Source organism: Bacteroides sp. AF39-16AC (assembly GCF_003602735.1).
Lineage (GTDB): Bacteria > Bacteroidota > Bacteroidia > Bacteroidales > Bacteroidaceae > Bacteroides > Bacteroides uniformis.
Window position 1 is genome coordinate 192420 of the sequence record NZ_QTLN01000001.1, and the last position, 11932, is coordinate 204351.

Genomic DNA, 11932 nt, shown 5'->3' on the forward strand with positions numbered 1-11932 from the left:
ATAAAGGAAGGGTATAAGACAAAAAAATATCCGGGACAGACAGCCCGGATATGTGACAACCAACAAACTCTTTGTGACGAACAACGTATTTCTGTGACGAGTGACTAACTCTTTGTCCGGTTTTCAATCAATGCTTTCACCTCTTTGGCGTATGCGCGTGAAACCGGAACCTCTTCTTCGCAACCCTCCAGATTCAGCTTATATCCCTGAGAGTTTCCATCTACTTTCACCACCATCCGGATGTTTACAAGAAAGGCCCTATGGCAACGGATAATAAAAGGGCAAGCAGAGACAGCTTCCTCTGCCTGCTTCATGGTGGCACGCAACAATCTCCATGTAATTTTCTTTTCTTTATCCGAATCTGAACGGTAACCTACTTTTACGTAATTCCCCTTTGCCTCTGCATAAAGGAAATCTCCGGCCTTTACTTCCAGCATTTCTTTGGTGCCACCGGCAAACACCAACGCTTCTTCCGAGGAAAACACCTTGTCTTCCAAGCTCGCTATCCCAACTTCCGGGGATATTCTCCTTGAAAGGTGACCGTTCATCTCCATAGCTTCTTTCAGATTGCGGGTCAGTTGCAAATTGCGGTTCCACATCAGAAAAAATATGGTAGGAAAAGGTGCCAGCACCATTACCCAAGACAAAGCCAGAAAGAACAACCGCTTGTCCAACCACATTCCCATCAACCATGATTGATAGGCCCAAATCCCCACTGCTATCAGCAACAACATCAGCAGCAAATTCAACACATGCTTACCCAATGTCCAGTTCTGCTCCTTGTAATAAGCAGGAAATAATGCCGGAAGCAAATAGGTGAAAACTCCCGAAGCACCTGCCGCAATCAATGCAGAACCGGCAACCACCCCAAACACACTTCCCTTTATCCGGGAAATACCGAACGGCTGAAGTATATATAATATCAGAAAAATAATGGCCGAAGGTATCACTACTGCCTTCCAGCGTTGATAAAACGTAGGATAAGGACTCCGCCAAAGTTCCACCAATTTCCCCATAAGTATATAGTCTCTCTTGTTTACATGGTAATATATGCAAAGATAATACATTTACTCAACACATGCTCATACAGATACTATATTATCAATCTGTTTTATCACACGACAAGGATTTCCCACTGCCACACAATTCGCAGGAATAGAACGGGTAACCACACTCCCCGCCCCGATAACGCTGTTCCTCCCGATGGTGACACCAGGCAAAATGACAACCCCTCCACCAATCCATACTCCATCCTCTATTCGTACAGGTAAGGCATACGTACGGCAGATTTCTTGTCCTTCCGGACAGTCCTGCACCATACGTTCATCTACTTTGGTAGAATGGGTTGCCGTATATATTTGTACATTAGAGGCTATCAGGACGTTGCTACCTATGTCAATACGATTGTTGTCCACAAAGGTACAATTCATGTTGACAATTACCTTGTCGCCCATAAAAATATGCTTGCCACATTCACAATGGAAGTCAATATCCACATGCACATTCTTGCCTACATGTCCCAACATCTCACACAACAACTCCCTCCTGCGCTTGCTATCGGCATAATCTGTGGCATTGAACTGTGCCAGGAGACGTTTTGTACGCAAAATCATCTCCACTATTTTCGGGTCCCTGCTTCCTATAAAAGGTTCGCCAGCCATGCACTTTTCATATTCTGTTTTCATACGCATCCTTTTTTTGCGGACAAAAATACAAAACTCTAATGTATAGGAATTTATCCTATGTTAAAAAATACCCCTTTGCCCTGATACGACTCAATGATTGTTGTGTAATGCCAAGGAAAGAAGCGATATGTCCCAAAGTCACTCTATGAAAAAGGGCCGGACACTCACTCATTAATTTTTCATAACGCTCATACGCAGACAAGTTGAGGCGAGATATATGAATATCTTGTAAGCGAAGAAAATTTTCCTGTTGTAACACCCTCATCCAATTTGCAATATCTATATCTGACTTATACAACTCATTAAGCGTTTCAATGGAAATAGAATAGACCAGTGTTTCTTCCAATGTTTCCACGTATTCAAAGCCTGCTTTGTTCCTATATAAATCCCACGAGCCACAAGCTACATCACCTTCCATAGAGAACCATGTCGTTATTTCTTTTCCATCGTGCAAGGTGTACGAGCGTGTCATTCCCTTCTCTATGAAGTGGACTTGCCTATCAAATTGTCCTGCACGGATAATAAGTGTTTTGGCAGGAAACACTTGCTTTTCAAAACCATGTGTCAATGCTGCCAATGCTTCATCTGAAACCGGATAATAAGCTCTTATTGTTCTGACAATATTCTCCATACTAAAATATTCCTTTTTACAAAGGTATAAAACAAGGAAGAGTTTGCGAAACTTGCGTAACATATTTGTCATATATAGATTGCAAAATCTAGTATTTCTAAAGAAAATAAAGGATGAATGGCTATTTTTTATGTTATAAAACACATTTCTCGCAAACATTTCGTATCTTTGCAACGTTATAAGATAAAAGAAAAGATGTAAAAACCCGCTTTCCGAAACGCGGAGAGCACAAAAAGATGAGAATTATGAAAAAGAATGCAAATGAAATTTTTATGTTACAGTACCAAATCAAACGCTATCAGGCAAGGGGTAATGGAACAATGTGTCAAACACTGAACGGTAAACTACAAAAGCTGCTTGCAAAGCAGTCCCTCGTAACCATGTAAAAAAACACCTTTAAATATAATGAATAAAGGGCAGGGAACTTTTCAGTTCTCTGCCCTTTTTCTTTTTTATCCATCTATACTAATGGTTAGCACCAACTACAAACTCGCTTTGCATCCTTATCTCCCTACCGTCAACCGAAATTCCTTGTAGGGTAATTATATATATTCCGTTCATATCCGAAGTATAAAAGTTGAGTGTACTCATAGCGGGAGTTATCTCCGGATTCCAATAAAGTGTATGTCGAAAATCCGGTAAGCGGGAACCGGCTTGTTTCTCTGAATTGTATGATGGAGCAACAAATGCGATTCTCTTTTGTGGAAATTCATAAGAAAACATCTGTGAATTCTTATCCAAACGTATATCAGGCAATGTTCCCCGATGGGTTATAAACGAAACAATTCCATCATACAACTCCCCACCAAAAGTATATTTGCCGGTATAACGATATATATAGTGTATCAAACGGGCATCATAGTTCAGAATGGTTTCATGGTCATCAAATGGAATCCCGTCTAACAACACCAGTGTTTTCATATTACTGAATCTCCTTATATCCGGTTGCAGTATCCGGATGACATCTTTACCTTCCAGCTGACTGATACGTATTCCCTTGACAAATTCCACAAAAACATCCCTCACAGTCCTGAAACGAACATACTCATCCAGATTATAAGTAGAAGCGGGAACAAAATCATAAAGTTGTTGCAATATACTCTTGCTATACGAAGAATCTACCGGCAAAAGAGAATGTAATTGCGCGCTGAAACCACGCTCTATCAAGTCTTCTTTCCGAAATGACACACAGACCTTAGGAAGTTTTTCCGCCAACACCCCGACAAAAGGAGAAACAAGCTCCAATCGGCAGGGACTTTCCTCCTCCGGTAATGCAGTTAATACAATCTCCTGCATATCCGTTATTCCGGTCGTATAAAAAGCATAAATAGCGTCAGCCTTAGGCTGTCCGCCAAAGACACGAATATCCTTGCCCACACATGCCAGACGTGCATTTACATTGTCAGCAGGCGCTCCCATCAGCCTGCCGGTTACAATATGCCCTTCACACTCTGCAGCAAATGACCGTTCCGGAACACTTGTATAGTTCTTCTGCCCGTCGGCTGATATTGGAAACCCCTTTAGCACATAGTCTTTTCGTACTACGGACAGAGTAAGCTCCTTGACATCAGCAGGCAGATTGGGTAATGTCAAGGCTACTTTACTCCGGTTCCCATAGACCGATTTATCTGTCCATAAGTCCGCTCCGGAAAGCTGATTGCCGGAAGCTTGTGAAACGGTAATGGAATCCGTGAAAAGTTCCACATTATCCTCCTCTGTTGTCTGAACAGTATTAAGCAAGGCTATATACTTCTTTGGGAAACAAGCCATAGGATAGTTCCTCATATAACGCGTATATGCCGTCAGTTGGTAAGCTCCGGTATGCATGACTTGCGGAAGTCTGATACGTCCCCATCCATTCCCGTTCTGCAAGTCGATTTTACCTTGTGCGTATACCAGCTTCGTGTCACTTATCTCTACATAAGCTACTTTGCTTAATACGCTTCCACGAGACAAGGAATCCGTCACACAAACTTTTATCCACAAATCTTCTCCAGCCACATAGCAGTCCTTGTCTGTATAAATACGCATATTCTCAACAATTTGAGCGTGTAATCCCAATACAAGAACCCAACCTATAATACAAAATATCACTCTCTTCATATCATTTCAATATTAATTCATTTCATCCGGCCAGAAGGAAGGCTTTTCCAAGCTGGCACCTAAATAGCGTACGTCTGTACAACCTCCGGAAACCCATGCATAACCTACCATCAATGGATAAGCAATAGCATATCCCATCACATATAAATCCATGTACGAATCTGCCCAACCTCTAAATTCTTGGCAATAACCGTCAGGAAACCTATAATATATATCATCGGCAGAAATGAAAATACGATATTTTGCCACATTCATGCTAACTCCCACATAACCAACTACATTTTTGCCTGAATTGTTGCAAATAATATTCGTAGGAAGTTCCGAAGGCTGAGGAATAAACAATCCACCCATTTCTTCATTGATTTTTATTTTCTCCTGATAATATTCGTACTCGCCCCTCGAAATCTTACGCTGTTTCACCAAAGTGCTATAATGATGAAAGACACGGTTATTATCCGCCTTTATAGAATAGAGCCACTTATCCTTCAATTGAGCATCCTTATTTGTTCCTATATTACCTACTATGATTTTAGCCGACTTATCATGACACCATCCCCGTGCATATGGTGTAGCATCAAAATCAACCACCTCATCAGTGGTAGGGTCATAACGGAACTTGGGATTATATACTGCCCTCACTTCCCAATCTTCCTCGTAACTCCAGAAATAACATCCGCCATCTTCACTCCGCATAGAAAAGCGGATAGAGATGTCACCGTATTTTTCCGGTTGCTCGTAGGTAACGTCATTTATTGTTTCTGTCTCCAATGGATATTGAGGCTCCGAAGTATAAATATCCCCTTCATACACAATTTTCAGACTATAGCTGGCATCTTTATTCAAAGAGCCAATTACAACTTGGTATTTTCCATCTCCCAAAGAGGTGCCATTAAAGCAAGAACCATCACTTCCTACTACACTGACTTCTGCATCTATCTTGTTATAATCTTGAGGAATTCCTTCTACATTCAAAGGAAAGGAACAGCTCAAGGAAAAAACGACTGTACTATCTGATATGATGTTACCTTCAACTATAAGCACCCTCGTACTACTCTCCGGCAAGTGCGCATTGAATTTATCCACACAACTGCCAATAGTGAGCCACAACAAGCATATCCATGTTACTATATATTTTGCATTATTCATCGCTTTTTCTTATTAAAACAGATTGATTTCAACTGGCCAGAAGGAAGGCTTTTCCAAGCTGGCACCTAAATAGCGTACGTCTGTACAACCTCCAGAAACCCATGCATAACCTTTGAATCCCGTACGTGGGTCCGGGTCCGGATATGCAATGGTATACCCCATCAAGTATAAATCTAAAAATGTATACTCTTCTTTCAGTCCTTTCGCTCCCTGACAATACCCCTCAGGAAGCCTATATTGTATATCATCTGTAGAAATGAAAATGCGATATTCCGCCACATTCAAACTGACACCAACATATCCAATGGCCTGTTTATTTGAGCTTTCACATCTAATGTTCGACGGCAATTCCGAAGGCTGGGGAACAAACAACCCGCCCATCTCCTCATTAAGCTTTATTTTCTCCTGATAATATTCATATTCACCCTTCGAAATCTTACGTTGTTTCACTATAGTACTGTAACAACAAGAAAAACGAATATCATCTGCTTCAATGGAATAGAGACACTTATCCTTTACACGATTATCCTTGTTTATTTCCATATTACCTATTATTATCTCGGACGATTCACTGTGACACCATCCGCGTGAGTATGGTCTGGCATCATAATCAACAACCTTGTCTGTATCGGGATCATAAGCACACATAGGATTGTATACTGCTCTAACCTCCCAATCTTCTTCATAATTCCAGAAATAACATGCAGCATCTTTGCTTTGCATGGAGAAACGGATGCTGACATCACCATACTCCCCTTGCTGTTCGTAAGTGACATCGTCTATGCTTTCCGTCCCTATCGGATATTGAGGTTCGGAAATATAAGTATCTCCCTCATAGACAATCTTCAAGCTATAGCGAACATCCCTATGCAATGTTCCGACAGCAACCCGGTACTTTCCATTACCCAACGCAACACCACTAAAACTGGAGCCATCCTCACCGGTTACACAAACTTCAGCATCCACCTTATTGAAATCAGGAGGAACCCCTTCCACATCCAAGGAAAAGGAACGGCTCAAAGAAAACACGACAGCACTATCCGATATAATACTACCTTCAACTATGAGAAGGCCGATACTACTTTCCGGCAAATGGGCATTGAACTTATCCACACAATTACTAAGGAACAACCATAACGGACATATACATATCACCCAATATATTTTATTCTTCATACCCTTTCAAAATTTAATATTATAAGTAACAAAAGGAATGGGAGCACCGAATATGGACATCTTGTATCCTTGAATCCTACCCTCCTCGGACACAAAATAGACAGAGTACACATTCTTCCTTCCGGTCAGGTTATAGATACCGAAAGAAAGGGAACTGTGGGTCAACAATGTCAGGTGATGGCTGGGTTCAATATTGAACGACAAATCCATACGGAAATAGTCGGGAACACGATAACTGTTACGGTCGGTATAGTAAACCTGCATCTTTTTCAGACCCTGGTCGTAGTATTGCCCGGCAGGAATTGTGGTGGGACGGCCCGTACTGTAATCCATATTGAAAGACATGCTGTAACGACGGGTAAACTTGTAATTGCCTACAAGCTTGAAGTCATGCGGCTTGTCATACTCGGTCGGATACCATTCTCCACCATTGATGGGACGGGCTATGCGCGGATCATTCTGACGCAAGAAAGTGCGCGAATAAGTATAGCTCATCCATCCGTTCAGTTTTCCTACCTGTTTCTTCACCTGAAATTCTACGCCGTAGGCATATCCCTCCGTATTGATGACATCCGTCTCCAGATGGTGGTTCATCAGGATTTGGGCGGAACTGCGATAATCCAGATAATCAATCAGCTTTTTGTAATATCCTTCTACAGATAATTCCAGAAGTTGCCCCGGCGTATTATAGTAGGCACCTGCCGCCACCTGCCAGCCACGTTGAGGCTTGATGTTGGGGTCGCTCAGCTTCCAGGTATCCGTAGGAGACATAACGGCAGTATTCGATACCTTATGGATATACTGCCTCATCGTATTGAAACCGGCCTTTACGGAAAAATCATCTGTAAAGGCATAACGTGCCGACACTCTGAATTCCGGTCCGTGATAGGTCTTGATGACCTTTCCATTCCCCGCCGTGATAGAATCCGCCACCGAAGACATGGAGGGCAGCATACCTTCCTGATATGTATAGTAAGTGCGCGGTCCCAAAGCATTGAGCATGGAATAGCGTATACCCGCATTGATGGAGAGCCTGGAAGTTATATCCCATTCATCCCCTATATAAACGGCACTTTCCAGTGCTTTATCCTTTTGCAGTTCATCATATCTTACCAGCGAATTAGGCCCCACCGGCTCGTAGGTCCCGGAATTCACATTATACAGCTGGCTCATCAAACCAAAGTTCACTGCATGGCTATTGCCGGCTTGATAAAGAAAGTCCGCTTTTCCAAACCATTGGTTAATGGCAAAAGACAGCCGTGCGGCAGACGCTTCCTCCACCGTTTCATCATTTCGGTAATCGTAGTGGTCATAACCGAAAGAGAAGTTTCCGGTCAGCTTATCTGCAAAGACAGTCCGCCAGTTTGCCGAGAAATTCATATTGTTGTAGGCATACTTCTCATTGTCATTAAAGGCAAAACGGTCGTGACTATAATAGCCATAGACATTCAGCTTGTTGCGCTCGTTCACCGTATGCGAGAAGACAGCCCCCAAGTCATAGAAACCTGCTTTCCCGTCACGATACCCACTTTTGTTGGGCAAGGTCTTCATTATCCAGTCCGAATAGGTCGTACGTCCACTCAGCAGAAGGGAAGTCTTTTCCTTAATGATGGGAATCTCGAGATTCAACTTACTGGTCACAAGCCCGATACCTGCAGAACCGGTAAACTTTTCCTTGTTCGCCTCCTTGCTGGTGATGTTCAGTACGGAAGCGATACGCCCGCCATACTGGCTGGGGATACTGCTCTTATAAAGTTCCGCATCCTTTATCATGTCCGAATTAAAAGCCGTGAAAAAACCGAAAAGATGATTGGGGTTATAAATCGTTCCGTTATTGAAAAGAAGCAGGTTTTGGTCGGCGGCACTCCCACGCACATTGTATCCGCTGGATGCCTCTCCCACTGTCTTGATGCCGGGAAGTGTCTGTATCATCTTCAGCACATCCACCTCACCCATAGCCGTAGGAATGTTTTTCAGCAGGGCAGGCTGCAGCTTCTCCATTCCCAACTGCACACTTTTCACGTTCTGTATACGCCCCGAAACAATAAGCACCTCATCCAGCATATGGTCTTCCTCTTCCAACTCGATATGGACAATGCCTTCACCATAAAGCATAAATTGCCGATGGGTCACTTTGATATTCATCCCACTGATTTCAAGAATATTATAGCCTGCAGGCAGGTCAATGGTAAATTCCCCCTGACGGTTGGTCGTCGTAGCTACCCACGGCTCTCGATGAATGATGTTGATACCATCCAGATTCTGGCCGGTCTTAAAGTCAGAAACTCTTCCGGTCAAAGTTATCATATCTCCGGGGGCAGGCTTGTACTTGTTTCCTATCTCATAGACCTTATTTTCTGAAGAAGACTTCACAATAGGAATGTATGAAGGCAATAGTTCCTCATCCGTCTCCAACTTTTCCCCCATCAATACCGGTGGCAGCGAGGTGGCCAGAAAAACCTCCGGCAAGACAAATATTCTGTCACCATAAACCGTCACCTTATAGATAGTAGCTGCCAAAGCCTCTCTCAAGTACTCGGCAGTGGGGTTCTTCACCTCTGCCCGCTTCACTTTAAAAGGAACCGTTATCGTTGTATAAATACGGCAAGACGTGCCCTTTTCTACTGCATCCATCAATTCGAATATGGAAATGCTGTCCATAGCCATCTGTTGCTGTGCAAACATGCCGAAAGGCGACAATAGGAGGAAAAAGGCTACTGTATATTTAAGATTATGTGCTTTCATATTATTTTCCATGAATTAAGGAATCAATATATTCCGTTAACCGGGTCATTGCCCGGACACCGCCATCTTCCTTGAAGTCCAGCCGCTCTTTCCGGCAATAAGCCTTCAACTGCTTCTTGTATGTAGGAAAAAGTTTCAAGAAACCCGAACGGGAAGTTATCACATAATCGGTTCCGCCACTGCGAAGACTGAAATAGCTCTTTTTCTTGAACCGGCTGTAATAAAGATCGTTTTTCTTCACCTGAGACTCCATTGTGGATACGATATACTGTGTCAGGCACATTTGCGGACTATCATATAGCAACGCAGCGAAACAGTCACCCTGCGGTACAAACTTCTGTCCTTCTATGACAAAATAATCCACTTTCCGCATATCTACCTGCAAGGTTATCCGTTTCTCCGGAGTAACCACAATCAGACTCTTTTTATAGGTATCATAACGGAGCTGCAAATCCGAGTAAAGCCATCTGCCATAACAGACAGCCCCCTCGCGAAATTCATCCGTATTCCAATAGGGATGGTTAAGATACTTCTGCTGGTTATAATTTTCCTCTGCCTTACCGGAGTAAAGAGCAGCATAATCTCCTGCCGCTTTTCTGAATTCATCAAAAACGGCTTGTTGTGCACAAACCAAAGATGGAAAACATAGGACGCATAGTAGCGTGTAAAGGTGTGTTTTTCGCATATATGTGAAGTGTTATAGGTGAGGATAATCACAAATATAACATTTCACTTTTAAAAATAAAATTATTATTATATATAATTCAAATAAAAACAAGAAATAGAGCCATAATCGGATGCTAAACACAAAGCTAAACATTTAGCATGCAAGCAGAAGCACATTACAATAAGATTAAAGCACCATTCATCCTCCACCATCAATTATACTTACATATATTTATAAAAAAACGATACAGCACAATCGCTCAAGCCGCAACAATATCCTTCCCGAAAGGAGTCAATGCCAGCCCTGCCAGCTTAAAGTGTTGGATACCGAAAGGAATGCCTATAATGGTGATGCACAGCAATAACCCGAATCCCAAGTGCGAAAGGCAAATCCAAATGCCGCCCAAGAATATCCAAAGAATATTCATCAGCACATAGAGGCAACCGTTGGAACGTTCCCCGCTACGAACCTCTTTGCCGAAAGGCCACAAGGCAAGGCTTGCCATTTTCAAGGTCTGCATACCGAAAGGGATGCCAATAATGGTGAACATCATCAATAAACTTGCAATAAGATACTCCACAGCAGTGATGATACCTCCAAACATCAACCACAAAATATTCATAAAACAGCCCATAGCTTTCCTTTTTTTGATACTGAACACAAATATAGCATTATTTATTTGAATGTTCCGTCTCCCAGTCACTAAATTCAAAACTCAGCTGTTCCCAGACTCCTTTCTCCTCCCCCTCTTCACGGGGGTTGGAAACGGAAAGCCCAATCAAACGGATAGGATGATGTTCATAATCCACTTCCTGCAGCAATTGCTTTGCCAAAGGCAGAATCACGTCAAGGGCAACCAGCTCCTTTGCTTGGGTCATACTGCGGGTAATCTGGCTAAAATCATGAAACTTGATTTTCAGCGTCAGCGTATTCCCGCGGAAATTGGCGTGCTCCAGTCGCCCCACCAGCTCCACTGCCGCATGGTACAGCTCTATAATGACGGATGAACGCTTGCTGATGTCCTTCTCCAACGTATGTTCGCAACCCACAGACTTGCGGATGCGGACAGCCTCTACCGGACGGATATCGATGCCACGGGCAAAATCATAATAGACTGTCCCCACTTTGCCAAATTCGCGGGTCAGCATCTCCAAAGACTGCATACGCAGCTGTTCCCCGTTGTGAATCCCCAAAGTGTGCATCTTCTTCGCCGTTACCGGTCCCACTCCCCAGAAACTTTCAATGGGCAGCCGGGCAACAAAGTCCAGTGCCTGGGCAGGATGTATGGTGCAAAGCCCGTCCGGCTTGCGGTAGTCCGAGGCTATCTTGGCAAGAAACTTATTATAGGATATGCCGGCAGAAGCCACCAGATTCAACCTCTCCCGCATCTTCCGCTTTATCTCCTTCGCGATGTCTACAGCCAATGGAATGCCCGGTTTATTCTCCGTCACATCCAGAAAAGCCTCGTCCAGCGAAATGGGCTCGATGACATCCGTATATTCATGAAAGATTTCGTGTATCTGGCGGGAAACGGATTTGTAGACTTCCATCCGTCCCGGGATAAAGATAAGTTGGGGGCACAGCCGCTTTGCCTTCAGTGACGACATGGCAGAACGCACCCCGAAACGCCGTGCCTCGTAACTGGCTGCCGCCACCACTCCCCGCTCCTCCGCATGGCCCACGGCAATGGGCTTGCCCCGCAATGCAGGGTTATCACGCTGTTCTACGGAGGCGTAGAATGCGTCCATATCGATGTGTATAATTTTTCGTCCGGTCATT

Annotated in this window: 11 protein-coding genes; 1 reads left to right on the top strand and 10 read right to left on the bottom strand. The window is 43.4% G+C overall.

Annotated elements, in window-relative coordinates:
• Nucleotides 1-104: 104 nt before the first annotated feature.
• The 3 genes from DW039_RS00825 to DW039_RS00835 all read right to left on the bottom strand — a co-directional run bounded on the left by DW039_RS00825 (nucleotide 105) and on the right by DW039_RS00835 (nucleotide 2316).
• On the bottom strand, nucleotides 105-1016 hold the full coding sequence (locus tag DW039_RS00825; protein WP_005831863.1) for a LytTR family DNA-binding domain-containing protein: 912 nt from the start codon (nucleotides 1014-1016) through the stop codon (nucleotides 105-107).
• Between the two features lie 66 nt (nucleotides 1017-1082).
• Nucleotides 1083-1685 (bottom strand): sugar O-acetyltransferase, encoded by a 603-nt coding sequence (locus DW039_RS00830; RefSeq protein WP_016272870.1) that lies wholly within the window; start codon nucleotides 1683-1685, stop codon nucleotides 1083-1085.
• 55 nt (nucleotides 1686-1740) lie between these two features.
• On the bottom strand, nucleotides 1741-2316 hold the full coding sequence (locus DW039_RS00835) for a Crp/Fnr family transcriptional regulator (RefSeq protein WP_016272871.1): 576 nt from the start codon (nucleotides 2314-2316) through the stop codon (nucleotides 1741-1743).
• Nucleotides 2317-2561: 245 nt separating this feature from the next.
• Between DW039_RS00835 and DW039_RS20840 the strand changes: the two genes are divergently transcribed.
• Nucleotides 2562-2702 carry a hypothetical protein gene (locus DW039_RS20840; RefSeq protein ID WP_016272872.1) on the top strand — a complete coding sequence of 47 codons (141 nt, stop codon included), beginning with the start codon at nucleotides 2562-2564 and terminating at the stop codon, nucleotides 2700-2702.
• Between the two features lie 79 nt (nucleotides 2703-2781).
• On the opposite strand, the gene DW039_RS00840 is transcribed toward DW039_RS20840, so the two are convergent.
• The 7 genes from DW039_RS00840 to dinB form a co-directional block, all read right to left on the bottom strand.
• Nucleotides 2782-4347, bottom strand: a complete 1566-nt coding sequence (locus DW039_RS00840) for a hypothetical protein (RefSeq protein ID WP_243635004.1) — start codon at nucleotides 4345-4347, stop codon at nucleotides 2782-2784.
• An 84-nt stretch (nucleotides 4348-4431) separates the two neighbouring features.
• The gene (locus tag DW039_RS00845) at nucleotides 4432-5565 is read right to left on the bottom strand and encodes a DUF4249 domain-containing protein (protein WP_117680899.1); all 1134 of its coding nucleotides are present in this window, start codon (nucleotides 5563-5565) and stop codon (nucleotides 4432-4434) included.
• A gap of 12 nt (nucleotides 5566-5577) precedes the next feature.
• Nucleotides 5578-6741, bottom strand: coding sequence for a DUF4249 domain-containing protein (locus tag DW039_RS00850; RefSeq protein WP_120381571.1), 1164 nt, complete (start codon nucleotides 6739-6741; stop codon nucleotides 5578-5580).
• 6 nt (nucleotides 6742-6747) lie between these two features.
• Nucleotides 6748-9486 carry a TonB-dependent receptor domain-containing protein gene (locus DW039_RS00855; protein WP_061412320.1) on the bottom strand — a complete coding sequence of 913 codons (2739 nt, stop codon included), beginning with the start codon at nucleotides 9484-9486 and terminating at the stop codon, nucleotides 6748-6750.
• 1 nt (nucleotide 9487) lies between these two features.
• Entirely contained in the window at nucleotides 9488-10171 is a 684-nt protein-coding gene (locus tag DW039_RS00860) for a hypothetical protein (RefSeq protein WP_005832827.1), read from the bottom strand.
• A 241-nt stretch (nucleotides 10172-10412) separates the two neighbouring features.
• The gene (locus DW039_RS00865) at nucleotides 10413-10787 is read right to left on the bottom strand and encodes a YccF domain-containing protein (RefSeq protein ID WP_005832831.1); all 375 of its coding nucleotides are present in this window, start codon (nucleotides 10785-10787) and stop codon (nucleotides 10413-10415) included.
• A 37-nt stretch (nucleotides 10788-10824) separates the two neighbouring features.
• Nucleotides 10825-11931: a DNA polymerase IV gene (gene dinB / locus DW039_RS00870; RefSeq protein ID WP_057097794.1), complete on the bottom strand. Its 1107-nt coding sequence runs from the start codon at nucleotides 11929-11931 to the stop codon at nucleotides 10825-10827.
• Between the last annotated feature and the right edge of the window lies 1 nt (nucleotide 11932).